This window comes from Geomonas silvestris, assembly GCF_014193515.1.
Classification (GTDB): Bacteria; Desulfobacterota; Desulfuromonadia; order Geobacterales; family Geobacteraceae; genus Geomonas; species Geomonas silvestris.
Genome location: NZ_BLXX01000017.1, coordinates 1 through 26,117, shown reverse-complemented (window position 1 = coordinate 26,117; position 26,117 = coordinate 1). Strand labels below are relative to the sequence as shown.

General features: G+C 63.6%; 24 protein-coding genes. 12 read left to right on the top strand and 12 right to left on the bottom strand.

Going from position 1 to position 26,117, the window contains the following annotated elements; all coding sequences use genetic code 11:
- Window positions 1-353: 353 nt before the first annotated feature.
- Both GMST_RS19805 and coaE read left to right on the top strand, forming a co-directional pair.
- The gene (locus GMST_RS19805; protein ID WP_183356442.1) at window positions 354-1,994 is read left to right on the top strand and encodes a flagellar assembly protein A; all 1,641 of its coding nucleotides are present in this window, start codon (window positions 354-356) and stop codon (window positions 1,992-1,994) included.
- 36 nt (window positions 1,995-2,030) lie between these two features.
- Window positions 2,031-2,630: a dephospho-CoA kinase gene (coaE, locus tag GMST_RS19800; protein WP_183356441.1), complete on the top strand. Its 600-nt coding sequence runs from the start codon at window positions 2,031-2,033 to the stop codon at window positions 2,628-2,630.
- Between the two features lie 91 nt (window positions 2,631-2,721).
- Here the strand turns inward: coaE and GMST_RS19795 are convergent, their stop codons facing one another.
- The gene (locus GMST_RS19795; protein ID WP_183356440.1) at window positions 2,722-3,504 is read right to left on the bottom strand and encodes an IclR family transcriptional regulator; all 783 of its coding nucleotides are present in this window, start codon (window positions 3,502-3,504) and stop codon (window positions 2,722-2,724) included.
- A 337-nt stretch (window positions 3,505-3,841) separates the two neighbouring features.
- Here GMST_RS19795 and GMST_RS19790 point away from each other — a divergent pair, with 337 nt between their 5' ends.
- The 6 genes from GMST_RS19790 (at window position 3,842) to GMST_RS19765 (ending at window position 9,103) form a co-directional block, all read left to right on the top strand.
- A complete protein-coding gene (locus GMST_RS19790; protein WP_183356439.1) occupies window positions 3,842-5,458 on the top strand; it encodes a HAMP domain-containing sensor histidine kinase in 1,617 nt (538 codons plus the stop codon).
- A gap of 157 nt (window positions 5,459-5,615) precedes the next feature.
- The gene (thiS, locus tag GMST_RS19785; protein WP_183356438.1) at window positions 5,616-5,813 is read left to right on the top strand and encodes a sulfur carrier protein ThiS; all 198 of its coding nucleotides are present in this window, start codon (window positions 5,616-5,618) and stop codon (window positions 5,811-5,813) included.
- 55 nt (window positions 5,814-5,868) lie between these two features.
- Window positions 5,869-6,651, top strand: a complete 783-nt coding sequence (locus tag GMST_RS19780) for a thiazole synthase (RefSeq protein ID WP_183356437.1) — start codon at window positions 5,869-5,871, stop codon at window positions 6,649-6,651.
- Entirely contained in the window at window positions 6,648-7,304 is a 657-nt protein-coding gene (gene thiE, locus GMST_RS19775) for a thiamine phosphate synthase (RefSeq protein WP_183356436.1), read from the top strand. The genes GMST_RS19780 and thiE overlap by 4 nt, the downstream gene beginning before the upstream one ends.
- Window positions 7,305-7,314: 10 nt before the next feature.
- The gene (gene mnmL, locus GMST_RS19770; RefSeq protein WP_183356435.1) at window positions 7,315-8,283 is read left to right on the top strand and encodes a tRNA modification radical SAM protein MnmL/YtqA; all 969 of its coding nucleotides are present in this window, start codon (window positions 7,315-7,317) and stop codon (window positions 8,281-8,283) included.
- 163 nt (window positions 8,284-8,446) lie between these two features.
- Window positions 8,447-9,103 carry a fumarylacetoacetate hydrolase family protein gene (locus GMST_RS19765; protein ID WP_183356434.1) on the top strand — a complete coding sequence of 219 codons (657 nt, stop codon included), beginning with the start codon at window positions 8,447-8,449 and terminating at the stop codon, window positions 9,101-9,103.
- Between the two features lie 269 nt (window positions 9,104-9,372).
- On the opposite strand, the gene GMST_RS19760 is transcribed toward GMST_RS19765, so the two are convergent.
- The 5 genes from GMST_RS19760 to glyQ form a co-directional block, all read right to left on the bottom strand.
- The gene (locus GMST_RS19760; protein WP_183356433.1) at window positions 9,373-9,825 is read right to left on the bottom strand and encodes a YaaR family protein; all 453 of its coding nucleotides are present in this window, start codon (window positions 9,823-9,825) and stop codon (window positions 9,373-9,375) included.
- Window positions 9,826-9,931: 106 nt separating this feature from the next.
- Window positions 9,932-10,132: a cold-shock protein gene (locus tag GMST_RS19755; protein ID WP_183356432.1), complete on the bottom strand. Its 201-nt coding sequence runs from the start codon at window positions 10,130-10,132 to the stop codon at window positions 9,932-9,934.
- Between the two features lie 289 nt (window positions 10,133-10,421).
- Window positions 10,422-13,079: a pyruvate, phosphate dikinase gene (gene ppdK, locus GMST_RS19750; RefSeq protein ID WP_183356431.1), complete on the bottom strand. Its 2,658-nt coding sequence runs from the start codon at window positions 13,077-13,079 to the stop codon at window positions 10,422-10,424.
- Between the two features lie 196 nt (window positions 13,080-13,275).
- Complete coding sequence (gene glyS / locus GMST_RS19745) at window positions 13,276-15,339, bottom strand: glycine--tRNA ligase subunit beta (RefSeq protein WP_183356430.1); 2,064 nt, start codon at window positions 15,337-15,339, stop codon at window positions 13,276-13,278.
- Complete coding sequence (glyQ, locus tag GMST_RS19740; RefSeq protein WP_183356468.1) at window positions 15,339-16,214, bottom strand: glycine--tRNA ligase subunit alpha; 876 nt, start codon at window positions 16,212-16,214, stop codon at window positions 15,339-15,341. The genes glyS and glyQ overlap by 1 nt, the downstream gene beginning before the upstream one ends.
- 604 nt (window positions 16,215-16,818) lie before the next feature.
- On the opposite strand from glyQ, the gene merA reads away from it, so the two are divergent.
- The 3 genes from merA to GMST_RS19725 all read left to right on the top strand — a co-directional run bounded on the left by merA (window position 16,819) and on the right by GMST_RS19725 (window position 20,312).
- Entirely contained in the window at window positions 16,819-18,225 is a 1,407-nt protein-coding gene (gene merA / locus GMST_RS19735; protein ID WP_183356429.1) for a mercury(II) reductase, read from the top strand.
- 204 nt (window positions 18,226-18,429) lie between these two features.
- Window positions 18,430-19,095, top strand: coding sequence for a hypothetical protein (locus GMST_RS19730; protein WP_183356428.1), 666 nt, complete (start codon window positions 18,430-18,432; stop codon window positions 19,093-19,095).
- A gap of 161 nt (window positions 19,096-19,256) precedes the next feature.
- On the top strand, window positions 19,257-20,312 hold the full coding sequence (locus GMST_RS19725; RefSeq protein ID WP_183356427.1) for an HD-GYP domain-containing protein: 1,056 nt from the start codon (window positions 19,257-19,259) through the stop codon (window positions 20,310-20,312).
- Here the strand turns inward: GMST_RS19725 and GMST_RS19720 are convergent.
- The 6 genes from GMST_RS19720 to GMST_RS19695 all read right to left on the bottom strand — a co-directional run bounded on the left by GMST_RS19720 (window position 20,302) and on the right by GMST_RS19695 (window position 25,080).
- Window positions 20,302-21,141, bottom strand: coding sequence for an NlpC/P60 family protein (locus tag GMST_RS19720; protein WP_183356426.1), 840 nt, complete (start codon window positions 21,139-21,141; stop codon window positions 20,302-20,304). The genes GMST_RS19725 and GMST_RS19720 overlap by 11 nt on opposite strands.
- 138 nt (window positions 21,142-21,279) lie before the next feature.
- Entirely contained in the window at window positions 21,280-22,245 is a 966-nt protein-coding gene (locus GMST_RS19715) for a polysaccharide deacetylase family protein (RefSeq protein WP_183356425.1), read from the bottom strand.
- Complete coding sequence (locus GMST_RS19710) at window positions 22,245-22,964, bottom strand: DUF116 domain-containing protein (RefSeq protein ID WP_183356467.1); 720 nt, start codon at window positions 22,962-22,964, stop codon at window positions 22,245-22,247. Before GMST_RS19710 ends, GMST_RS19715 begins: the two co-directional genes overlap by 1 nt.
- Before the next feature lie 52 nt (window positions 22,965-23,016).
- Window positions 23,017-23,970 (bottom strand): methionyl-tRNA formyltransferase, encoded by a 954-nt coding sequence (gene fmt, locus GMST_RS19705; RefSeq protein ID WP_183356424.1) that lies wholly within the window; start codon window positions 23,968-23,970, stop codon window positions 23,017-23,019.
- Complete coding sequence (gene def / locus GMST_RS19700) at window positions 23,970-24,485, bottom strand: peptide deformylase (RefSeq protein WP_183356423.1); 516 nt, start codon at window positions 24,483-24,485, stop codon at window positions 23,970-23,972. Before def ends, fmt begins: the two co-directional genes overlap by 1 nt.
- Window positions 24,486-24,795: 310 nt before the next feature.
- The gene (locus GMST_RS19695; protein ID WP_183356422.1) at window positions 24,796-25,080 is read right to left on the bottom strand and encodes a DUF1759 domain-containing protein; all 285 of its coding nucleotides are present in this window, start codon (window positions 25,078-25,080) and stop codon (window positions 24,796-24,798) included.
- A 191-nt stretch (window positions 25,081-25,271) separates the two neighbouring features.
- Between GMST_RS19695 and GMST_RS19690 the strand changes: the two genes are divergently transcribed.
- Window positions 25,272-25,877 carry a helix-turn-helix domain-containing protein gene (locus GMST_RS19690; protein WP_246399929.1) on the top strand — a complete coding sequence of 202 codons (606 nt, stop codon included), beginning with the start codon at window positions 25,272-25,274 and terminating at the stop codon, window positions 25,875-25,877.
- The last annotated feature ends 240 nt before the right edge of the window (window positions 25,878-26,117 follow it).

The following is a 26,117-nucleotide window of genomic DNA, read 5'->3' as shown; positions in this document are numbered from 1 at the left end:
TGCGCCGTGTTACTGGCTAACTGTTTACAATAATTACACAAATTAACTTTGACACATTGTATACAGTATCCAGTTTTTATCACATCGCTTAACGCTAATCAAGGGAAAAATCATACGAATAATCGGCGTTCTAGGCCACCTCCCGGCACAGGGTGCGCCCCGCCCGCCCAGCGCCGATGACGCCGCAATTAACTGTTGTCTTTGCGGTCGATTCGCCCTACCATTCCGCCTGGCCGGCTCATAAAGAGGTGGCGCATGAGCCTCCCCTGCTGTTTTTTCTCATCTTTTGGCCCCTGCAGCCGATAAGGTTGCTACGAGCAGTGGAAATTCCCGATGCACAGGCCAGGTGAGGTATGGTTAACAGTGAACTTGAAGGGAGCGGCCTGCAGATTCAGCTCAGTCCCGAAGGGGACAAGCTCTTGGGCGCCTTTACCCCGACGGTGCAAAAAGTTCAGCTCGACGCTGCCGCGCTCAGACAGGCCGTGGCGCTTGCAGGATACGGAGAGTTCTTCCTCCTTGAGGACTCGATAACCGAGTTCGTGCGCCGCAGCGAGGTGAGCCCGATCGCCTTCACCCTGCAGCTTGGCGAGCGGCGCGACGCCACGCTCTCGGTAAGCGTCTCCGACGACCACATGTCGGCTACCGTGAGCATCTCAGCGGCGCAGGGGGGAAGGCAGATCGCCCGCGAGGACATCTTGAAGGCGCTCGCGGACCAGGGCGTGGTGGTCGGACTCCTCGATGCAGAGATCGATGCGGCGGTTGCGGCCGGCAAGGCCAAGCGACACCAGGTGGCGGCAGGCATCCAGCCGATCCCCGGCGAGGACACCCAGTTCGTCAGCTTGGTCCGCGAGGGGCGCGAGGTAACCGAGCTCTCCGAGAAGGAGACCGCCGACTACCGCGACCGCGGGGACCTGAGCAGCGTCAGCCTGGGCGCCCCCCTGATGCGCCGCACCCCCGCGACCAAGGGGATTCCCGGGATGAACCTTCTGGGGGTGGAGCTTTCCACCACCGACGGCGTCGACTCCCCCTGGGCCGACAACCTGAGCAACGTCGCCTGCGACATCAACGACCCGGACCTGCTGATCGCCGGTTGCGCCGGATTCCCGGTGCTGGTGCCGGGCGGCATCAGTGTCGATCCGGTGCTGAGGCTCAAACGGGTCGATCTCTCCACCGGCCACATCAGGGTTCAGGGATCGGTGGAAGTCGAGGGGGACGTCACCGAGGGGATGCTGGTCACCGCCACCGAATCGATCACCGTGGGAGGGCTCGTCGAGGCGGCGCGCCTGGAGGCCGGCGGCGACATCGAGGTTAAGGGCGGGGTGATCGGCCACTCGAAGCTCTCCCTCGCCAAAAACGAGGGGCTGGCCGGCGCGGCACAGGTCAAGGCCGGCGGCCGGGTGTCGGTGCAGTTCGCCGAGAACGCCGTCATCAACGCCGGCACCGAAATCGCGGTGCAGCAGCTCGTGATGCAGAGCGAGCTCACCTCGGCCGGCTGCATCAGTGTGGGAGAGCCAGGAGGGCGCAAGGGGCACATCATCGGCGGCCTGTGCCGTGCAGCCGCCCTGGTGCACGCAGTCGTGATCGGCTCGCACGCCGGCGTCCCCACTGTGGTCGAGGTGGGGGTGGATCCCGCCCTGAACCAGAAGTTGAGCTTCGTTAAGGACACCCTCGAGGAGAAAAACGGCCGGCTCGATGAGCTCGCCAAGACACTTGCCTACGTGCGGGAGAACCCGGGGTCCATGGAGCCCGGGCTGTTCCAACTGAAGGAGAAGGTCTTCGCCAAGCTCCAGGGGGAGGTCACCGAACTGACCGGAGAGAAAAAACGGCTGCAAAAGCGGATGGAGATAAACGCCCAGGCACGGGTCGAGGTGGAACGCGACGTCTTCCTCGGAGTCCAGGTGCGCATCGGCAGCGCCGCGCTGCAGATCGAGGACGACCTTTTGGCGCCGACCTTCACCCTGGGTGAGGAAGGCGTGGAATACATCTGCAAGTAACGGGCACCGGAGGTGCCCGGCACAGGGGGCACTTCAATGAGAATCATCGGCCTTACCGGCGGCATCGCCTCGGGGAAGAGCAGCGTGGCGAACATGCTGGAGCGGCTGGGAGCACCGGTTGTGGACGCCGACCTCCTGGCCCGCGCGGTGGTCGAGCCCGGGCAAACCGCCCTCAAAGAGATCGCCGCACAGTTCGGAGCCCAGGTGCTGAACCCGGACGGGACCCTGAACCGCGCCGCCCTGGGAGCCATCGTCTTCGCAGACCCCGCCGCACGCCGCACCCTGGAAGCCATCACCCACCCTGCCATCCGCACCCTCGCCGAAGAGAGAATCGCTCACTACCAGAAAACAGGTGCCCCCGTGCTCTTCTACGTGGCACCGCTGCTCATCGAGGCCGGGAGCGCCGCGCGAGTCGACGAGATCTGGGTGGTCTACCTGGACCGGGAGAACCAGCTGAAACGGCTCATGGCGCGTGACGGGCTGGGGGCCGAGGAGGCGCGGCAGCGTATAGATTCGCAGATGCCCATGGAGGAGAAGCGGCTTCTGGGCCAGGTGGTGATCGACAATTGCGGCAGTCGTGAGGAACTCGCAACCCAGGTGGAGCGGCTCTGGAGCGAGCTAGGGGCTAGGGGCTAGGGCTCATGGCCCTGGCAGCATCCATCCATCAAGAAAAAGAAAAGCCCCGCCGGTATCGGTGGGGCTTTTTTCGTAGTCGAATCGCCTGCGGCTACTTGTGGTAACCGAGTTTGTGGGAGATCTCCTCGCCGGCGCGCATCACCAGGGGAATCAACTCCTTCTCGAGACGCTCGTCGGTGAAGCGCATCGAGGGGCCCGAGATGCTCACCGCGCCGATGATGCGGCGGGTGTAGTCCCTAATCGGGGCGCCCACACACTTAACGCCGACATCCATCTCCTCGTCGTCGATGGCGTACCCCTGCTCGGCGATCACCTTGAGGTGCTTTTTCAGCTCGTCGCGGTCGATGATGGTGCGCGGCGTGTAACGCTTCATCTCCTTGACGGGGAGGTAGTTCTCCAGCTCCTCGTCGGTCATGTAGGCCATCTGGATCTTGCCGGCCGCGGTGCAGTACGCCGGAAGGCGCGCACCCACCCGGGGTACCACGCGGACCGTGAGGTCGGTCTCTACCACGTCCAGGTAGACGATGTGGCAGTCCTTGAGGATCGCCACGTAGGTGGTCTCGTTGCACTCCTTGACCAGCGCCTCGAGCACCGGCCGGGACTGGCGCAAAAGCCCCATCTGCTTGATGAAGGTCTGCCCGAGCTCCAGGGTCTTAAGGCCCAGGCGGTAGTTTTCAGTTACCTTGTTCTGCTCGATATAGTTTCGGGACTCGAGAGTCGCCAGCAGCCTGAACACGTTGTTCTTGTGGAGCTTGAGCCTTTTGCTCAACTCCGTCACGCCCAATTCATCCACCTCGTCGTGGAACTGTTCCAGGAGGTCGAGGGCGTGAGAAACCGCCTGGATGATGTACTCTGATTTCTCTTTTTTTGCCATTGGCTGCACCTGTTCTCAGTAGAAGAAGATTACAAACCCGTTGTGTAGGACTTTTGTGAGCGAGTGTCAAGGAAATTTATTGCTTGATAATCTCTTTTAATGTGAGTACACTCCCTGACACAGCGCCGCAGCATTTTCAGCACCACTCAGACTGATAAAACAGCCGCACCGCCGTACTACATGGTGGCAGCACAACTTAGGCAGTAAAACACATACAACTTATAGAATAACGTTTTATATAAGTCAAGCACCAAAAGCCCTAAGTTCTGTATTCACATTCCCTTAGTAACGGCTTGGTTTGGCTGCACATCGGGGAACAGCAACAGCGGAGTGGCTCGTGCGTCTCAACCTCATCTCCAAGCTCACCATCGCCACCGGCGCCGTACTGCTCTGCACCATGGCGCTCTTCGCCTACCTCAACCTCAATAGTTTCAAAGACCTGCTGCTGCAGGAGGCCATCTCCGAGGCCGACAAGATCACCGAAACCATCATCCGCAGCACCCACAACCAGATGTTGCGCGACGACCGCCCCCTGTTCTATAAAACCATCGCGGAAATCGGCAACCAGCGCGGCGTGGAACGGATCCGGCTCATTAACAAAACTGGACGGGTCATCTACTCTACCCAGGAGAGCGAGACCGGCACCATGCTGAACAAGCAGGCCGAGATCTGCGCGATCTGCCACGGGGAGAAGGAGCTCAGGCTGACCGCGAGTTCCAAAAACCGCAGCCGGCGCTTCTTCGACAGCAAGGGCGAGGAATTCCTCGGGATCACCAACGCGATCTACAACGAGGAGAGCTGTTTCACGGCGAGTTGCCACTTCCACCCGGAGACCTTCAAGGTGCTCGGGGTCCTGGACGTGGTGGTCTCGCTGGACCGGATGCACACCCTGATCGACGTCTACCGTAACCGCAGCATCGCCCTGGTGCTGCTCCTCATCACCCTCACCTCGCTGTCGCTCACCCTCTTCACCCAGAAGCTGGTGAACCGCCCGGTAAAGGAGCTCCTGGAGCACACCAAGATGCTCTCCCGCGGGGAGTTGGACGGCTCGGTCCCCTCCTTTTCCAACGACGAACTAGGGGAGCTCGCCCAGTCCTTCAACTCGATGACCCTGAGCCTCAAGAAGGCGCGCAGCGAGCTCGAGGGATGGGGCAAGAACCTGGAGCAGATGGTCCAGGAGCGCACCCAGGAGCTCACCAAGATCCAGGCACAGCTGATCAGAAGCGAGAAACTCGCCTCCCTGGGCGAGGTCGTCGCCGGCATCGCGCACGAGATCAACAACCCCTTGACCGGGATCCTGGTGTTCTCCTCGCTGATCCACAGCAACCCGGTTCTGGACGAGACCCTGAAAAACGACATCGAGACGGTGATCCGGGAGACCAAGCGCTGCGCCAGCATCGTGAAGGGGCTTTTGGAGTTCTCGCGCTGCTCCACGCCGCAAAAGGGGCTCACCTCGGTGAACACCATCTCCGACACCGCGCTCTCGCTCATCGAGCACCAGATCCTGTTCCAGGACATCACCATCCGCCGCGAGTACGGCGAGAACGTGCCGCAGCTGTTACTGGACCCGAACCAGATCGAGCAGGTCTTCATCAACATCTTCCTGAACGCGGCGCAGGCGATGCAGGGCGAGGGGGTGCTCGCCATCAGGAGCCGGGTGGATTACGCACGCAACGAGGTCCTTTTCAGCATCACCGACAACGGCTGCGGCATCCCCGAGGCACACCTCGACAAGGTGTTCGACCCCTTCTTCTCGACCAAGGAGAACAAGGGGACCGGGCTCGGGCTGTCGGTCTCCTACGGCATCATCCAGGAGCACGGCGGCAGCATCGAGGTACAGAGCGAAGTCGGGGCGGGAACCACCTTCACCATCCATCTCCCGGTGCTGCAACAGGAGCAGTTGGAGGCGGCCCCGGCGCGCCCCGAAGCCCCCGGAACCCCGCAGACCGCCTGAGAAAAGCATTGACAGCACCACGCTAATCATCTAGTTTACGGCACATCACCCTGGCATCCGTACCTGCCGGGAGGCAGGTGTGCCCGCCCCGCCGCCGGTTGCTCCCCAGCACCGGCTTTTTCAATCCCAGACAACGTATACAGAATTCGGAGCAGCTGTGAACATTACCGTCAATGGCGAAGCCGCAGCCATCGAACAGCTTTCGGTGCAGAACTACCTGGAGAGCCTGGGGATCGACCCGCGCCGGGTAGCCGTCGAACTGAACCGCGAGATCCTCCCCAAGGCCGACTACCCCGGGACCCTCCTCAAGGACGGCGATGCCCTGGAGATCGTCCAATTCGTGGGAGGGGGGTGATCCCCGCCTGCCGGCGCAGCACTGAAAGCAGACTTTAGCAACCGGAGAAGAGAACATGCCTGAGACTACCGACAAACTGGTTATCGCCGGACGCGAATTCAACTCCCGCCTCATGGTGGGGACCGGCAAGTACGCCGACTACCCGCAGATGGTGGCCGCCCTCGAGGCCTCCGGGGCCGAGATCATCACCGTGGCGGTGCGCCGGGTGAACATCTCGGACCGCAACAAGGAGTCGCTGCTCGACCACATCGACCTGAAGAAGTACACCCTGCTCCCCAACACCGCCGGCTGCTACACGGCCGACGACGCCATCCGCACCTGCCGACTGGCCCGCGAGGCGGGTCTCTCCGACTTCGTGAAGCTCGAGGTGCTGGGCGACGAGAAGACCCTGTTCCCGGACAACCAGGAGCTCTTGAAAGCGGCCGCAGTGCTGGTGAAGGAGGGCTTTACCGTACTCCCCTATACCAGCGACGACCCGATCATCTGCAAGCGCCTCGAGGACCTCGGGTGCGCGGCGGTGATGCCGCTGGGAGCGCCGATCGGTTCGGGCCTTGGGATCCGCAACCCCTACAACATCCAGATCATCCTGGACACCGTGAAGGTGCCGGTGATCGTGGACGCCGGCGTGGGGACCGCATCCGATGCCGCCATCGCCATGGAGCTCGGCTGCCACGGCGTCCTCATGAACACCGGGATCGCCGGGGCCCAGGACCCGATCGCCATGGCCGAGGCGATGAACCTCGCCGTGCGTGCCGGGCGCCTCGCCTACCGCGCCGGCCGGATCCCGATGAAGCTGCACGCCAGCGCCTCGTCGCCCATCACCGGGCTCATCAAGTGAGACAGGACTCCCCCTGGATCGACTTCAACCTGTACCTGATCACCTCCCGCGCAGAGACCTTGGGGCGGGGGCTCGAGTACGTGGTCGAGGAGGCCCTGCGCGGAGGGGTGCGCGCGGTCCAGCTCAGGGAGAAAGATCTCACCAGCAAGGAACTCTACGAGACGGCCTACGAGCTGAGGCGGGTGACCGCGCGCCACGGCGCCAAGCTCTTCATCAACGACCGGGTGGACGTGGCCCTTGCCGTAGACGCGGACGGTGTGCACATCGGTGCGAGCTCGCTCCCCATCTACAAGGTGCGCCGGCTCTTGGGCGAGAAGAAGCTGATCGGGGTCTCCTGCCACAACCAGGTCCAGGCGATCACCGCCCAGGAACTGGGGGCCGACTTCATCACCTTCGGGCCGGTCTACTTCACCCCGTCCAAGGCCGCCTACGGCGATCCGGTAGGTAACGACCTTCTGGGCACCGTGGCCGAGATGCTGCAGATCCCGGTCTTCGCGCTGGGGGGGATCACCCCCGAGAACTGCACCGAGGTGCTCGGCTGCGGGGTGCACGGCATAGCGCTCATCTCCGCCCTCATGTCGGCTCCCGAGCCGCGCGATGCGGCGCGCACCCTGCTCTCCCTCTTGCCGCACCTGGAGCCTGCCGTCGTCTGATATGCCGAACATGCCAAACGAACTGATCCACAAAGAGTTACGCATCAACTCCTACGGCAGCTACCTGCGCCGGCGCTTCGGTTGCCGCGTCTCCAAGGTGAACGTCGACGGCGGCTTCACCTGCCCGAACCGGGACGGCAGCCGCGGCACGGGGGGGTGCATCTACTGCGACAACAGCTCCTTCTCCCCCAAGGGGACCGAGGCGATCATCCCGATCGAGGCGCAGATGGCCGAGGGGATGGCCTACCACAAGACCCGCCTGAGCAGCTCGAAGTTCCTGATCTACTTCCAGAAGTTCACCAACACCTACGGCCCGGTCGCGAAACTCTCCGACCTGTACCGGCGCGCCCTGGACCACCCGGACGTGCTCGGGCTCTCCATCGGCACCCGGCCGGATTCCGTCTCCGACGAGGCGATCGAGCTCTTGAGCGAACTCGCCCGCGACTACTACATCTGCGTCGAGCTGGGACTGCAGTCCATGGACGACGCGATCCTCAGCGACATCAACCGCGGCCACAACCTGGCGGAGTACCTGGACACCGTCCAGCGCCTCTCCGGGCGCGGCATCGAGATCTGCACCCACCTCATCTACGGCTTTCCCGGCGAGACCCGGGCCGGGTTCCTGAAGGCGGCCCGGCTCATCTCCGGGCTCCCCGTCGACTCCGTGAAGCTGCACCAGCTGCACGTGGTCGAGGGGACCCGCCTGGCTGAGCTCTACCGCAGCGGCGCCTTCAGCCCCATTTCCCTCGACGAGTACGTAGGGACCATCTGCGACTTCCTCGAGGAGCTGCCACCGCAGGTGGCCGTCCAGCGGCTCTACGGCTCGGCGCCCCTCGCCATCAGGGTAGCGCCCAACTGGGACCTGAAGAACAACCAGATGTGGTACCGGATCGTGAACGAGTTGAGGCGCCGCGGCAGCTGGCAGGGGTGCCGGCTGGAGGCGGGCGAGCGGCGGGTTGCTAACGGCGAGAAACGCTGAGCAGCCAGCTGACTTGGGCAAATCCCCTCTGTCTCCCCTTCGCAAAGGGGAGGACGTGACGCCGCTCGCTACCTTTCGGGAACACGGAACGCCTGTTCCCACTGATTCACGACAAAAGCCACCAAGCGCCACACCATACATCATCTTTCCCGGAGGGTACCTCATGAAAACCGCAAAGCTCAAGGGGAGCGCGGAAGAGATCCGCATCGGCAAGATCCTCTGCATCGGCAGGAACTACGTGGACCACATCAAGGAGCTGGGGAACGAGATGCCGGAGCGTCCGGTCATCTTCATGAAGCCTGCCTCGAGCGTGATCGGCGAGGGGGAACAGATCGTGATTCCTTCCTACAGCAGCGACTGCCACCACGAGGCGGAACTGGCGCTTCTCATTGGGACCGGCGGCAAGCACATCCCGGCGGGAGAAGCCCTTTCCCACTTGGCCGGGTTCGGCGTGGCCATCGACCTGACCTTGCGTGATGTGCAGGCCGAGCAGAAGAAAAAGGGGCTCCCCTGGGAGATCGCCAAGGGGTTCGACACCGCCTGCCCGCTCTCCGAGTTCGTCCCCGCCGCCGCGGTCGGCAACCCGCAGGACGTCCTGATCACCCTCAGCGTGAACGGCGAGCTGCGCCAGAACGGCTCCACCGCGCTCATGATGCACCGCATCCCCGAACTGATAAGCTACCTCTCCGGCATCTTCACCCTGGAGCCGGGCGACATCATCCTGACCGGCACCCCTGCGGGGGTCGGGCCGATCAAGAGCGGCGACAGGCTGGTTGCGGAGATTGCACAGGTGGGACGGTTGACGGTGACGGTGGCCTAAGAGCGGGCCTCGTGCAGATGGCAGCTTTCCCCTCACCCTGTCCCTCCCGCAGGGGGAGAGGGGACCGTGGCAGGAATACACGCCAATACAACCTGACACCCTACTTCGGCCTTTGGCCGCCTCTCCCGTTGGGAGAGGATGGGCGAATGATTATTCGCCCCTACCGCGTCAAAAACCGCCAAGGCCTATACCGCCAGCTCACCATTAAAAAGGGAGGCCTCCATAACGGGAGCCTCCCTTTCCTTTCACGCATCAACCGGCGGCAGCGCCTAGAGCTGGATATCCACCACCAGCCCCTTGATCTTGACGATCTGCGCCACGATGCGGATGTGGTCCTTCTGCTCGCGCATGATCAGGTGGTAGAGGAGATCGGCCTCCTTGTCGATCACGGTGATCACCTCGTGGGTACGACCGGTGAGACCACCCGCCAACAGCTCCATCCGGTAGGCTTCGGAGGTCACCTTGCGTGCCAGAGTCCCCAACAGATTCCGGAAGATCTTGAAGTTGGCGATGGTCGGCTGATTCTCGAGGTTGGAGCCGGCCTCGTCGATCTCCTCCTTGAGGCGCTGCAGCTCACCCTGGTAGTCCGTACTCGTCTTGGCGATCTGCTCCAGACGGCCCGCAAAGAGCGGCTTGGACGAGCTCCCCGCAGCCTTGGCGGCAGCGGCCCCCTTCCCTTTCTTGGCAATCGCCGACGAATCTGTCTTCTCGTTGATGCGCATGTCCGTCTATCTCTATGGGTGTCGGTAACGATCGCGGTGGTTTGACCGCAAAAAAAGGCCCCGAAGAAGCGAGTCCCCGGGGCCCCTTTGGTGCGTGCTGTATGACTTAGAGCTTTACCACGTTAGCGGCCTGCAGCCCCTTGGCTCCCTGGGTCACTTCGAAGGAGACGGCATCGCCCTCGGTGAGGGACTTGAAGCCCTCGGTCTGAATGGCCGAGAAGTGAACGAACACGTCCACGCCGTTTTCCTGCTCGATGAAACCAAACCCCTTCGCGTCATTGAACCACTTGACCACACCGTTAGCCATTACCGTTCCCCCATCTGATTTTTTCATGTGGAGCCTTCAAGCCCCATTTTAGCGTTACCACGTGTTTACAACAACGTCCGGGAAGGTGTCAAGCCGAAATAGTGAAAGAGCCCCCGGAGAGTGGCTCCAGGGGCTCTTGTACGGTTTTGAAATTGGCAAGGAGCCCCCCTCCCTTGACGGGAGGGGGATGGGGGTGGGTGAAGCCGGCAGCTGCCAGTTCCCCCTCACCCTGTCCCTCTCTCGCAAGGGGTGAGGGGGCTTGATTGGCACGAGCGATCCTGACCTTGCGCTACTTCGCGCCCAAAGTCGCGTGGGCTGCGGCCAGTCGCGCGATGGGTACGCGGAACGGCGAGCAGGAGACGTAGTCGAGCCCGACCGAGTCGCAGAAGATGACGGACGAGGGATCGCCGCCGTGCTCGCCGCAGATGCCGACCTTCAGGGAGGCGCGGGTGGAGCGCCCTTTCTCGAAGCCCATCTTCACCAGGGCGCCGACGCCGTCCTGGTCCAGCGAGACGAAGGGGTCCTCCTCGATGATGTTGTTCTCCACGTAGAACGGGAGGAACTTCCCTGCGTCGTCGCGGGAGAGACCGAAGGTGGTCTGGGTCAGGTCGTTGGTGCCGAAGGAGAAGAAGTCGGCTTCGGTGGCGATGGAGTCCGCGGTGATGGCGGCGCGCGGCAGCTCGATCATGGTGCCGATCAGGTAGTTCACCTTCACCTTGTAACGCGCCATGACGTCTTCGCAGACCGCCACCGCGTTGGCGCGCATGAGCGAAAGCTCCTTGGTCACCGACACGAGCGGGATCATGATCTCGGGGACGATCTCGAACCCCTCGTCGCGCACCAGCTCGCAGGCCGCTTCCATGATCGCCTGCACCTGCATGTCGTAGATCTCCGGGAAGGTGACGCCGAGACGGCAGCCGCGGTGGCCGAGCATCGGGTTGAACTCGTGCAGGAACTCCACCTTGTGGCGCAGGGTCTGGGCCGAGACCCCCATGGTGCGGGAGAGCTCTTCGATGTCCTTGTCCTCCTGGGGGAGGAACTCGTGCAGCGGCGGGTCGAGGAGACGGATGGTGACCGGCAGCCCCTTCATCTCGCGGAACAGGCCGATGAAGTCCCCTTTCTGCATGGGGAGGATCTTGGCCAGGGCCTTGCGGCGCCCGTCGATGTCGGCGGCGAGGATCATCTCGCGCACCGCGGCGATTCGGGTCGCCTCGAAGAACATGTGCTCGGTGCGGCACAGGCCGATACCTTCGGCGCCGAACTCGCGGGCGGTGCGGGCGTCGTGCGGGGTGTCGGCGTTGGCGCGGACCTTCATACGGCGGAACTTGTCGACCCACCCCATGAGGGTGGCGAAGTCGCCGGAGGCGCTGGCGGCGACGGTCGGGACCGCGCCCAGCATCACCTCGCCGGTGCCGCCGTCCAGGGTGATCACGTCACCCTTGTTGATCACGGTGCCGTCTTTCGCGGCGAACTTGCCGCCGGCGTAGTCGACCTTGATGTCGCCGCAGCCGGCCACGCAGCACTTGCCCATGCCGCGGGCAACGACCGCCGCGTGCGAGGTCATGCCGCCGCGGGCGGTCAGGATCCCCTGGGCGGCGTGCATGCCGTGGATGTCCTCGGGGCTCGTCTCGACGCGCACCAGGATCACCTTGTTACCGAGCTTCGCCTGGCTCTCGGCCTCGTCGGCGGTAAAGACCACGGCGCCAGAGGCGGCCCCCGGGGAGGCCGGAAGCCCCTTGGCGATCACCTTTTTATCCGCTTTGGGGTCGAGCGAGGGGTGCAGGAGCTGGTCGAGCTGGTTCGGCGCTACGCGCAACACCGCGGTCTTCTCGTCGATGAGCCCCTCGCTCACCATGTCCACGGCGACCTTGATGGCGGCTTTCGCGGTGCGCTTGCCGTTGCGGGTCTGCAGCATGTAGAGCTTGCCGGTCTCGATGGTGAACTCGATGTCCTGCATGTCGCGGTAGTGCTTCTCGAGGATCTCTCGGATCCCCACCAGCTGCTGGTAGCAGTCCGGCAGCACCTCCTCCATGGAGGGGAGGTCGCCCGGCTTGTGCTTGGCGCGGTTGATCGGCTGCGGGGTGCGGATACCGGCCACCACGTCCTCGCCCTGGGCGTTCACCAGGTACTCGCCGTAGAAGTAGTTCTCGCCGGTGGAGGGGTCGCGGGTGAAGGCGACACCGGTGGCGCAGTCGTCACCCATGTTGCCGAACACCATGGACTGCACGTTGACTGCGGTGCCCCACTCGGCCGGAATGCTGTTCAGTTTGCGGTAGGTGATGGCGCGCTGGTTCATCCAGGAACCGAACACGGCGCCGATGGCACCCCAAAGCTGCGCCTCCGGGTCCTCCGGGAAGGGAACCCCGAGGGTCTCCTGGATCTTCTCTTTAAAGGCGCCGACCAGTTCCTTCCAGTCCGCGGCGGTCAGCTCGGTGTCCAGGTGTACGCCGCGCGCTTCCTTCTTGCGCTCCAAAAGCTGCTCCAGCTCGTCCTTGTGCATCCCCATGACGACGTCGGAGTACATCTGCACGAAACGGCGGTAGGCGTCGTAGGCGAATCGCTCGTCTCCGGACTGGGCGATGATCCCCTGCACCGTGGTGTCATTCAAACCGAGGTTCAAAATGGTGTCCATCATGCCGGGCATGGAGGCGCGGGCACCCGAGCGGACCGACACCAAGAGGGGGTTCTTCGCGTCGCCGAATTTCTTTCCCATTAGATCTTCCACCGCACGCAGGTTCGCGGCGACCTCTTCCTTGAGCCCTGCGGGGTAGTTTTGCTGGTTCTTGTAGTACTCGGTGCAGACCTCGGTGGTGATGGTGAAACCGGCCGGAACCGGCAGCCCGATGCTTGTCATTTCAGCAAGATTGGCCCCCTTGCCACCCAACAGGTCCTTCATCTTTGCATTGCCGTCCGCTTTTCCCGCGCCGAAAAAGTACACGTACTTCATGTATGACCCCCTTAAAGATTAGTACATCGAGAATGTGAGCTTTATTAGTTTACTCTACTTTTCGCAAAAGACAAAACCGCCGTCGACCATGAAGGTGACGGCGGTTTACGTGAGCGTCATGCAGGCAGCGCGAGCCTCTGTGCCAGTTCGCTTAGAACCTTGAGACAGTCGCGCTGCGTGCGAACCGGCTGATTCATTACGGCGATAGCCTCGAGAAGTCTGCGAGCTGGGCGAAGAGCCGGGCGATGCCGGTCAACAGTGCCAGTCGGTTCTGGCGTACCTTCTCGTCCTCGGCCATGACCATGACCTTGTCGAAGAAGAGGTCGACACTCTCTTTCAGGGTGGCGATTTCCGCCAGGGCCTGGGTGTAGGCGCCGGAGGCGACGGCTCCGCTCACCTTCCCGGAGACCGCGGTGAGGGCGCCGTAGAGGGCCCCTTCGGCCGGGTCCTGGAAGAGCGCTTCGGCAACCGGGGTAGCCACCCCTTCCTTCACGATGTTCACCACGCGCTTGAAGGCGACGGCCAGGGGCACGAAGTCCTCGCGGTTGCGGAACTCGGCCAGCGCCGCGATCTTGGCGGCGGCGTCGACCAGGTCGTCGCAGGCGACCGCCACCACGGCGTCCACCGCGTCGGAGGCGCAGCGGTCGGCCATCAGGTTCACGAAGCGGACCTTGAAGAACTCGAGCACGTCGCGCTCGACCTCCTCGCGCTTGCGGGTCATCTTGCCGGCCAAAAGGTCCAGGGCGGCGCCGACGAACTCGGCGAGGCTTAACCGGTACCCCTTGTCGAGGATGATGTTGATGATCCCCAGGGCCGAGCGGCGCAGGGCGTAGGGGTCGGCGGAACCGGTGGGGATGAGCCCCACGCTGAAGCAGCCGCAGATGGTGTCCATCTTGTCGGCCAAAGAGACGAAGGCGCCGATGTCGGAGGCCGGCAGCTCGCCCCCTGCCTGGGTCGGGAGGTAGTGCTCTGCGATGGCAGCCGCGACCTCGCGGTCCTCGCCATCGTGCAGGGCGTACTCGCGTCCCATGATCCCCTGGACCTCGGGGAACTCACCCACCATGCCGGTAACGAGGTCGGCCTTGCAGAGCGTTGCGGCGCGGGCGGCCTTCTCGGTGACGGCCGGGTTGAACTTGGCGGCGAGGAAACCGGAAAGGGTGCGGAAGCGCTCCATCTTCTCGTAGGAGGTGCCGAGCTTCGCCTGGTAGACCACGCTCTTCAAGAGCTCGACGCGGCTTTCCAGGGTCTGTTTCTGGTCTTCCACGAAGAAGAAGCGGGCGTCGGAGAGGCGGGCACGGAGCACGCGCTCGTTACCCTTGACCACGACGTTCGGGTCCTCGGTCAGGGTGTTGTTGATGGTGATGAAGCCCGGCATGAGCTTGCCGGCGTTGTCCACCAGCGAGAAGTAGCGCTGGTGCTCGCGCATCGAGGTGATGAGCACCTCGCGGGGAACAGCCAGGAAGTCCGGCGAGAAGGTGCCGTGCACGGCGCTTGGGTACTCGACCAGGAAGGAGACCTGCTCCAGGAGCGCCTCGTCCTGGAGCACGTTGCCGCCGGCCAGTTTCGCCACGCGGGCGATCTCGGCCCGGATGATCTCCTGGCGCTTGGCGGGGTCGGGAATGACGAAGTGGCGCTCGCACTCCTCCAGGTAGTGGGCCAGGTCGCGCACCGGGAAGGTGCTGTTGGCCATGAAGCGGTGGCCGCGCGACTGGGAGCCGCTGACGATGTTCCCGAAGCCAAAGGGGACTACGGAGCCGCCGAAGAGCGCAACGATCCAGTGCACCGGGCGGGCGAAGCGGGCCTCGAGGTCGCCCCAGCGCATCGACTTCTTGAACGGGATGGCGTTGACCAGGCGCGGCAGCATCTCGGTCAAAAGCTCGGCAGTCTCGCGGCCGATCTCGCTCTTCACCGCGGCGATGTACTCGCCCTTCTCGGTCATCACGAGCTTCAGGTCGTTAACGTCGACACCCTGGCCGCGGGCGAAGCCCTGGGCCGCCTTGGTCGGGTTGCCGTCGGCGTCGTAGGCCACGTTCTTGGCCGGTCCCATGGCGGTCAACTCGGCGTCGGGCTGGCGCTCGGCCAGGCCGTTCACCGCCAGCACCAGGCGGCGCGGGGTCCCCATGGTGACGACCTCGCTGAACTCGAGCCGGGCGCTTTCCAGCTCGCGCCGGATGATGGTTTCCATATCGGCCATGGCCTTCGGGATGAAGCCCGCCGGAATCTCCTCGCAACCAATCTCCAGGAAAAGGTCCTTAGCCATTAGCGGCCTCCTTTCAAAAGCGGGAAGCCAAGCCGCTCGCGCATCTGCAGGTATCCCTCGGCACACAGGCGGGCGACGTTGCGCACCTTGCCGATGTAGGAGGCGCGCTCGGTGACCGAGATGGCGCCGCGGGCGTCCAAGAGGTTGAAGGTGTGGGAGCACTTCATGACGTAGTCGTAGGCCGGCAGGACCAGCCCCTTCTCGGCCAGGCGGATGCACTCCTTCTCGTACATCTTGAAGAGGTTAAGAAGCATGTCGACGTCGGCTTCCTCGAAGTTGTAGGTGGAGAACTCCACCTCGCTTTCGTGGTGGATGTCGCCGTACTTGATCCCCTTGACCCACTCGAGGTCATAGACGTTATCCACGCCCTGCAGGTACATGGCGATACGCTCGCAGCCGTAGGTGATCTCGGAGGAGACCGGCTTCAGGTCGATGCCGCCGGCCTGCTGGAAGTAGGTGAACTGGGTGATCTCCATGCCGTCCAGCCAGACCTCCCAGCCAAGCCCCCAGGCGCCCAGGGTCGGGGACTCCCAGTCGTCCTCGACGAAGCGGATGTCGTGCTTGCCGGGGTCGATGCCGAAGGCCCTCAAGGAGTCGAGGTAGAGGTCCAGGATGTTCGCCGGCGAGGGCTTCATGATCACCTGGAACTGGTAGTAGTGCTGCAGCCGGTTCGGGTTCTCGCCGTAGCGGCCGTCGGTGGGGCGCCGGGAGGGCTCCACGTAGGCCACGTTCCAGGGCTCGGGACCGAGCACGCGCAGGAAAGTGGCCGGGTTGAAGGTACCGGCACCCTTTTCCGTATCGTAGGGTTGCTGGATCACGCACCCCTGCTTGGCCCAATACCCCTGCAGGGAGAGAATCAGCTCCTGAAATGTCAACACGCCGCCTCCAAATTAACCGATGATTTCACACAGTGCCCGAACTGGCTGAAAGGCAGACTGTACAGAGAGTTAGGCTCGCAAAAGTACAATTATTTCCGGCGAGTGTCAAGGATTATCGGCCGCCAATTTGTTATATCTCGCACAGTTTGACAGCCGGGGCGGGAAGTTTGAGGAGGCTGCATTTTTGGCAGGGTAAGGGGTACGTGGTCGCCTCGTTCCCTAAAGGCTCATTCCCCCCAAAACCAGGCAACGCAGCAGGCGTCAGGTCATCCCCTTTGCGAAGGGGAGACAGAGGGGATTTGCCCCAGGTTGCCATTAACTCCGTATTTGCCACAGCGGTGAATCCCCCCTGCCCCCCTTCGCAAAGGGGGGAACGCGGTGCCACCTGACACAGCCGGGCTTCCAATGAACCCCCTCGTGAAGGCTCCACCCTCAACCTCCCACCGCAGCCTCACCTCGCCTCTTCCTCGCACCGCACCAAGTGTAGGCTAGCGCCAGTTGCGGCTTCGCGGCAGCGGCCGCCGACAAGAGCAAAGAGAGCGGCTTTCTCCGGTTTACCAATGAAGGAGTTCACGGTACACTGGTCTAGGGAGGCATTTCCATGAGTGAGGGGCCTGAAATCATCATCCTCGGATCGGGATCGACCGCCTTCGCCGCGGCGCTCAGGGCGCAAGCGCAAGGGGCGCGCCCGATCATGATCGAGAAGAGTGTCTTGGGAGGGACCTGCATCAACTGGGGATGCGTCCCCAGCAAGACGCTGATCCACGCGGCGCTCTTTCGCCACCTGGCCCAACTGGGCGCCTCCCTCGGGCTGGGAACCGACGCGGCCGGCCTCGACTTCCCGCGGCTCGACGCCCACAAGCTCGACGTGGTCCAGGAACTGCGCCAGACCAAGTACCTGGACGTCCTGGACAACGTCCCGAATCTGCGCCTTATCAAGGGTAACGCCCGTTTCCTGGCACCGGACACCATCGAGGTCGGTGACCAGATCCTCAAGGGGGACCGGATCCTGATCGCCACCGGCGGCGCTCCGCGCATCCCGCCCATTCCCGGCCTCGACGACACCCCCTTTCTCACCAGTAAGAGTGCGCTCCTCATGAAGACCCCACCCAGGTCCCTCACCATCATGGGGGGCGGGGTGATCGCCCTGGAACTCGGCCAGATGTTCCGCCGCCTAGGGGTGGAGGTGACGGTGATCGAGCACGGCGACCGGCTGCTTCCCGCGGTGGAGGAGGAGCCGGTCCAGGCGCTGCGCGGGGCGCTCGAGGCGGAAGGGATCGGGGTCGTGGTGAACGCCACAGTCTGCTCGGTCGCCTACCGAAACGGCGTGACCTACGTGGACACCCAGGTAAACGGCGAGCCGCGGGTGTTCCAGTCCGAACAGCTCCTGGTGGCGGTAGGTACCGCCCCGGCCTCCGCGGGGATCGGGCTCGAGAAGGCGGGGGTGGAGACCGACCCGCGCGGCTATATCCTGGTGGACGGCGAGATGCGCACCAGCGCGCCCGGCATCTGGGCGGCCGGCGACGTCACCGGGGGGCTGCAGATCGCCACGGTGGGCGCCCGCGAAGGGATCGCCGCGGTGGACAACATGCTCGATACCGGCTGCCGCTGCGTGATAGATTACGGCTCGATCCCCATGGCCATCTTCACCGACCCCGAAGTGGCCATGGTAGGCTACGGCGAGGCGGCGGCGCGCAAGGCCGGCTTCGAGGTGATCAGCCACACCATCCCGGCCTCGGCGATCCCGAAATCGCACATAACCGGCGAGTTGCGCGGCGCCATCAAGATCGTCGCCGAAAAGGGGAGCGGTCGTATCCTCGGGGTGCACCTCTGCCTGCACCGCGGGGCCGATATCATCAACGAGGCGGCGCTGGCCATCCGCTTCAACCTGACCGTAGCCCAGCTCGCGGAGACCCTGCACGTCTACCCCTCCATGGGCGAGGGGCTCAAGCTCTGCGCGCAGAGCTTCCGCCAGGACATCCAGCGGCTCTCCTGCTGCGCCGAGTAGCAAGCAGAAAGGAAGGGTAGCACCATCGACACACCCCAGCCCCGCACTACTGAACGTGCCGCTGCACTCGACTCCGCTCGGGCCGCGACGCTGCTTCAGGCGCTTTCCGCCAAAGGGGAAGAGCTGGCCACCCTCCTGCGCGAAGGGGACACCGACCTGGTCCGGGCCGCCCTGAAGAACCCCGAGCTGCGCGAGGCGCACCTCTTGGCCGTGCTGCGCCGGGCGAAACTCCCCGAGGCGCTGCTGCGCAGCATTGCCCACTCACCCCAGGCCGCAACGAGCCGGCGCGTGAAGATCGCCCTCGCCGCCCACCCCGCCACCCCGCCACCCCTCGTGCAGGAACTGCTGGGCCAGCTCCACCTCATGGAACTGGTCGAGGTGCAGCGCCACCCCTTGGCCAGCGCGGACCACAAGGCGGCCGCCCAGCAGGCGATCCAGAAGCGGCTCCCCGACACCGAGCTGGGAATCAAGATAACCCTCGCCCGCCGCTGCAGCTCGACGGTTCTCGAGGCCCTGCTGGCCGACGGCGAGCTGCGCCTGGTACAGGCGGTCCTCAGCAACCCGCGCCTTGCGGAGGGAAACCTGCTCGCCCACCTCCGCTCCCCCCAGGCCAGCGCCGAGTCGATCTCCGCGATGCTGCGCCACGAGCGCTGGGGCGTGCGCCCGAAGATCCGCCTCGCCGCACTGGGGAACCGCAAGACTCCGGCGATCTGGTTCACCCTGCTGCTCCCCGCCATCCCCGACACCGAGGTACGCCGACTGGCGCAGTCGAAGGGAGTCGCTCCGCGCCAGCTGGAGGCGCTCCAGGAAGAGCTGGCCCGCCGTGAGGCCGTCTCAATGAGCCATTCAGAAAATACGGAAACATCCTAAACACGCGCAGGATTTAGCCTTTCATTATCTTTCCCGCCCCCCTTTCCAGCCATCTTTGGATTGACAATTGATTCATGAGACCATAGTATGGCGAGCGTCGGACAGGCCGCGTTTCTCCGTAGGAACGCCGCCCGCTTCGCAGAAACTGCAAGGGGAAGATCATGGCAGCAGAAATACTGTTTGTAGACGACAGCAGGCTCACGCTCCAGATGTCCAAGGACCTGTTCCTCTCCCGGGGAATCAGCATCCTGACGGCGAGCAACGCGGAGGAGGCGCTGGAACTCTTCAAGCAGTATGAGATTGCGGTGGTGGTCTCGGACAACCAGATGCCGGGGATGTCGGGGCTGGATTTCCTCACCCACCTGCGAAACGTCTCGCCGGACACGGTGAAGGTGCTCATCTCCGCCTACATCGACCTTCCCACGGCGCTGGCCGCCATAAACAGTTCCGAGGTGTTCCGCTACTTGTTGAAACCCTGGCAGGATGAGGAGATTCTGGGGGCAGTGAAGGAGGGGTTGCGGCGCTACCGGCTGAACCGGACCCTGCGGCGCGAGGACGAATCGGTGCTGCGCTCGCTGGCCCAGACCATCGAACTGAAGGACCCGAGCACCAAGGGGCACTGCGACCGGGTGGCGGTGTACGCGCTGATGATCGCGGAGGCTATGGGGATCCCCAAGGAGGCCCAGCGCCAGATCAAATACGGCAGCTGGCTGCACGACTGCGGCAAGATCGGGGTCTCCGAGTTCATCCTGAACAGCTCGAACCAGCTCACCGACGTCGAGTTCGAGACCATGAAGATGCACACCTACTGGGGTGCCGACCTGGCGGAGAAGGCGCACCTCTCCGACATGGCCACCAACATCATCCACCATCACCATGAGCGCTACGACGGCACCGGCTACCCGACCGGGCTCGCCGGCGAGGCGATACCGCTCGAGGTGCGCATCGTCTCGGTGGCCGACATCTACGATGCGCTCACCATGGACCGCCCCTACCGCAAAGGCTACCCCTGCGCCGAGGCACGCGAAATGGTCCGCGCCCTCGCGGGTAACTCGCTGGACCCCGTGATCGTCGAGGTTTTCCTGTCGGTAGTCCCGGACGGGCCGCTCCCCACGACCGAGGAACTCACCGGCAAGAGCGACCTGGTGGCAGCCGAGAAGGAACTCTCCATCTCCCTTTCCCGCGCCAAGACCGTCCCCCCCGGCTTTACTGCCTGAACCACCTGCGCACCACGAACGACTTGGAGCCTGCCGAACCCTGGGGATAGCTGTCCCGGGGTTTTCTCGTTTTCATGAGCTTCTCCAGCGTCTCGACGGTGGGGGAGATCCCCACCCCGCCCACACCGGGGCATCCCATGGTGCTCTGGATGATGCTCTCGCCGTCGAGCACGATCATCACGTGTCCTTTCCAGACGATGAGGTCGAGCGGCTCCAGTTTCCGGGCGACCTCCCGGGCCGTGAGCCCGGCAACCGGCAGCGCGTTTCCATAGCTGATCAGGGCCGAGGTGTTGCGCGGCGTAAAGCCGTCGGTTGCCTGATAGAGCAGCCCCGAGCAGTCCACCCCCGCCAGCCGGTCCCCCTGCGGATAGAGTTTTTCCACAAGGTCCACCCCTTCCCGGACGTTACCTCCCCATACGTAGGTCTTACCGAGCGAGGCAAGGAGCCCCTCCTGGATCTCGGCACGTCCCGGGAGTTTCGCGGCACGCTCAGGCGTCGAGCTGTCGGCGGCGCGGACAAATCTGCTGTCCACGAAGTAGCCGGTCTTGGAGGGATAGGGGTAATCCTTGGTGGTGACCCGGTAGATGGTGACGCCGTGGTCATGGCTCACCCCCTGCACCGTGAAGAGCGTGCCCGGGAGCGCCACGAATTCGATCGGGCGATCCCCGCGGCAGGGGTCGAGCCGCCCGTGCGAGAAGGAGGCGGAGAACGCGAGGGTGTTCAGTACCGGCGTGGGAACCTGGGCCACCAGGTGGCTGGGGAGATCTGCAGCGGCATACGAGGTGACGGGGAAGAGGGAGAAGATAAGGAGCAACAGGAGCTTTTTCATAGGCGTGGTACCTGTGAGACTACGGTGACATTGGCGAGGAGACCACACCCTCCGGGAGAGGGAGAGCCAATGGGAGCTGGAAAGGGTGGCAGGCGAAACGTTGCGGACCTGCCGGCTCTAGGGGCGAGTGATCGACCCCTATCCCCCGAAGGCTGCGGAAAGCGGCATCAGGTTCAGTTCGCCCCGGCGCAGCATGGGGAGGATGAGCTTGATCCCCTTGGGCTCGTTGCCGTTGCCGTGCACCAGGATGAAGCTCCCCTTTTTCGGGTGCTCCCCCTTGGCGAGCCAGGCGTCGGCGCCGATCGGGATCAAGGAGAGCTCGCGCAGGCGCTTTACCGTGGCGGCGTCGGAAACCAGCCCGGGAAAACGGAAGAAAGGGGACGGCACCAACCCGCGCGCCAGCAAGAGCTTCTCCACCTCCAGCACCTCGGCGTCGAAGTCGGTGCCCGGGGTGAGCAGGAAGGTGCGGGCCAGCGGCGCCTGCGGGTCGTAGGGGTGGTGCAAGGAGTGGTTCATCCAGGTGATGACGAGCTTCCCGGCGGCGGACTCGCGCTTCAGGTAGGCGAGCTCCTCGGGATGGCTCAAAAGCCAGGCGCCGGTCACCGCGACGGCCACCGGAACCGGTGCGGCCCCGTCAACCAGCGTGTCGAAGAGCTCGCGTTCGAAGGAACGCTTCGAGGGGCAGAGGTCGACGGTGAGGCAGACCCCGCCAAGCGGTGCCTCGGCCCGGGTGGCGCCGTCGTTTTGCAGGGGAAAGGGTGCGGCGGTCGAGCTTTTAAGGGCGCGCCCGAAGGGGGTCGCGGCAAGCGCATTTTCGGCGGCCGGGACCTCGGTGGAGAGCTCACTCGCGGGGAGATCGAAGGTGGCGAAGCTTAGCGGGTCGACTACCAGCAGGTGGGGGATCCCGTCGCAGCGGAAGCTGCGAATCGCCAGGCGCTGCCGCCCCGCCGTGTCGCGCACCAGGGAGCGCACCACCCGGTACTCGGTGATCTGCGACTCCGCCGCGGCGCGGGCCTGGGCCGGAGCCAAGACAAGCGGGATGAGGAGGACCAGGGCGAGGAGAGCGCTGCAGAGCGGGACGAGCGCCGAGCGAACCGGGAACATTACGAGTTGACCAGTACCGAGCGCAGCGCCTCGTCGATCTTCTCCACGTCCACCTTGGTGTTGAAGCAGGGGCCGAAGGGGCGGTCGTTCAAGACGCCGATGACCGGCAGCGGGTAGCAGTCCTTGATGCCGGAGGTGAGGTCGCGCTCGCAGGCGACCGCCAGCACCAGCTTGGGGCGCTTCTCGACGATGACCTTGCGCGCCAGGGTGCCGCCGGTGGCAACCGAGATGTCCACCGAGTACTTCTGGGCCAGATCGGCAAGACCCATGATGTCGCAACGGCCGCAGCGCAGGCACTTGTCGATCTCGCCGGTCACCTTGATCTCGCAGGCCGCAAGCTGCAGGCAGTGCGGCAGCAGGATCAGGATCCGGTCCGGCTTGATCTTGAGGCGCTGGGAGGCGACCAGGCTGTTGTTCATCGCCACGAAAGACTGGCGGATGGTGTCCTTGGAGAGCCCGAACAGGCGCCCCAAAAGCTCGATGAGCGGCAGGAGGAACTTGATGACCACCCCGCGCATGAACTTGGTGAAGAGGATGTCCTTGCCAAAGGCGGTGGTGAGCACCAGGAGCAGGGTACCGAGCAGGGCCACCCCGGAGAGGATGCCGAAGATCATGCCGATCAGGCGCGGCAGGTCCGGGTGGATGTTGGCGAGTCCCTTGGTGGGGATCCACCAGCTCAGGTAGATGATGCCGACGACCAAGAAGCAGGTGAAGCCCATCAGGGCGACGAAGAGCCGCTTCTTGGGAGGCTGCTGTGCTTTGTCTTTCTTATTAACCAACGGGGAGCCCCTTCTTGCCAATCAGGGTTCCCGGCTCGAGCTTGCACCCGGCCAGGAACTCGGCGGCCGGAAGACGTTTCTTGCCTTCCAGCTGCAATTCGTAAATGACGATACTTCCGGTACCGCAGGCGACCTCGATGCCGTCGCGGCTCGCAGCGAGCACCTCGCCGGGCCGGCCTGCGCCCTGGGCGCTTTGCACCCGGTACACCTTGAGGAGTTTGTCGTCCAGGTAGCTGAAGGCACCCGGCCAGGGGGTCATGCCGCGCACCTGGTTCTTGATGGCGGCGGCTTCCCGGGTCCAGTCGATCAGCCCGTCTTCCTTCTTCATCATGGGAGCGTAGCAGGTGAGCGCGTCGTCCTGCTTCTCCGGCTCGAGCATGTCCTTGGCGGCCAGGTCGATGGTCTGGGCCAGAAGCTCGGCGCCGAGCACCGAGAGGCAGTCATGCAGGCTCGAGGTGTCCTCGTCCGGGTCGATCGGGGTGACTGCCTTGAGGAGCATGTCTCCGGTGTCGAGCCCCACGTCCATGAGCATGGTGGTGACGCCGCTCTCGGTCTCGCCGTTGATGATGCACCAGTTAAGCGGTGCAGCGCCGCGGTAGCGCGGCAGCAGCGAGGCGTGCACGTTGATGCACCCCTTGCCGGGGATGTCCAAAAGCGCCTTGGGGAGGATCTGCCCGAAGGCGACCACCACGATCAGGTCGGGTTTGAGCGCCCGGATCTCCTCGATGGCCTCCGGGTGGCGCACCTTGACCGGCTGCAGTACCGGGATGCCGTGGGCTACCGCGAGTTCCTTGACCGGCGGCGGCAGGGTCTGCTGACCGCGCCCCTTGGGGCGGTCCGGCTGGGTGACCACCGCCACCACGTTTTCACCGCGGTCGATGAGTGTTTTCAGGGTCGGGCAGGCGAACTGGGGGGTGCCCATGAAAACGATGCGCAGTCCTGTCATCAATGAAGCTCCCGGGCGTCTTCCTGGGCTCTCAGGTAGCGCTTGCGAAAAATACCGCGTTTCAGCGGAGAGAGGTGGTCGATGAAGAGGATGCCGTCCAGGTGGTCGATCTCGTGCTGGAAGGCGATGGCGAGCAGGCCGTCGGCCTTGAAGGTCTGTTCCTCACCCTCGAGGTTCAGAGCCTTCACCACCACGCGGGCGTGCCGGCGTACGTTCGCGGAGTACTTGGGGACCGACAGGCACCCCTCTTCCTCGTACTCCTCGCCTTCGCCGTGCACGATCTCCGGGTTGATGGCGACGATCAGGTTGGGCGCCTCGTTCTTCTCCGAGACGTCGATCACGACGATGCGCTGGTGCACCCCGATCTGGGGGGCGGCGAGCCCGACACCGGGGGCGTCGTACATGGTGTCGGCCATGTCGCGTACCAGTTCGCGGGTCTTGTCGGTAATGACCGTCACCGGGTTGGAACGCTTCTTAAGCTCCGGGTTCGGGTAAGTCAAAATGGTTCGTACCATAGCTCCATCCTTTGGTTAAGGCTATCGGGCCACTATATACAATTTGTCGGGAAAAAAGCAATCCTATTACTCATGAACCGGGACCACCCCGCACCGGAAGGCGGTCGCGATCCGCGGCATGGAAAAGAGCAGTTGCCGGCGAGTTTCTCGGGGAGAGAGATAGATGCAACCGAGGCGAGACAGAGGCAGGGAATACGTCTTGAGACGGGGAGCCACGACTGCCGGGAGGTACTGCAGTGAGGAGGGGGCTGCGGGAAAGGGGCGCGCGGCATCCGGAGGACCGGGCGTCCGCGCGCCTTAGGATAATAGTTCAGGAGTGGGCGCCGTGCTCCAGGATCTCGTCCATCAACTGTTCGGCCCAGCGCGAGACTTCCTGCGGCGTTCCCTGGAAAAGACCCGAGGCAATGGGGGCATCATAGCTTGCCAGGTGCTGGTTGAAGCGGGTCAGGGCGCGCATCAGTCGCTCCAGGGCCTGGCGGTTGCCGAGGGTGAAATCGAAGCAGGTGGTGAGCACCTCGTCCATCAGTGCGTTGCCCAGCGGGTCCCCCTGCACCTGCTGCGTTATTTCATACAGACGGTGATGTGTCCCTGCCATACCCACCCCCTTCTCTCCGGTAGCTATCTCTCAGAAATTTTTTATTGCACAAGAAGAATAAAGCTGTTACATTGACGTCGCGTTATATTTACGACAGCTTCCCGATATTGCTGCACTATACCAGTTCGCAGCATCATGTCAAGAGCAATACCATTTTATCTCCAGGTGATAACATGATATCTCAGGAATACATGCCAGATTTGGGAGAGCGGATCCGCAAGGCGCGGCTCGCCTTGGGTCTGACCCAGAAGGATTTTGCCGGTTCGCTGGGCATCGTGCAGGGCTTCTTAAGCGGCATCGAAACCGGTCGCAAAGTCCCGTCGGACACCCTGCTGATCGCACTCACCCATACCTTCGGCATCAACCGCGACTGGCTTATGCAGGGGGCCGGCGACACCTTCCAGGCGGCGGCGACTGCCGCCCCTGCGGGAGCTCAGGCGCCCTTGCTCGAGGTGATCCCGGAGGAGCTGCCGCTGCCCCGAAATCACCGGGGGGATTTCATCTCGGTTCCGAACCTCCCGGCAGGATGCTATGCCATCGTCTGCTATGGCGACTTCATGGCACCGACCATAAAAGACGGCGACTTGGTGATCTTCAATCCCGAGTTGGAGAGAAAGAGCGGGGACATCATCCTGGTGAACAACCGTTGGGGCGATCCGATCCTCAGAAGGTTCCGGCTCAAGGACGGCGAGGTTTTCCTGGCTCCGGACAACCCGGCCTACGCGCCGTTTCGCCCCGACGAGGGCACCCGCACCATCGGCACCGTGGTAGAGGTCTGGCGCAAGGTGCTGATCTAGTTACCTCCAAAGCAGGGCCGACCCTCCCCGCTTCCGCCAAATTTCGGATACCAAGTGAAGCGCGGATGAAGTTCCCCTTTAGCACATCCCAGCGCCCTCACGTCCCCCACTTTGCAAAAGGGGGGACATCCATGATGAGTAATGTCAAGGGGAAAGCGTAGGTTTCCCGTCCTCTCGAAGGATGGCCTTCCAGTGGCTTGGCTGAATGCTGAAGCCAACGGCTCTTTTTGATCTTTTCAC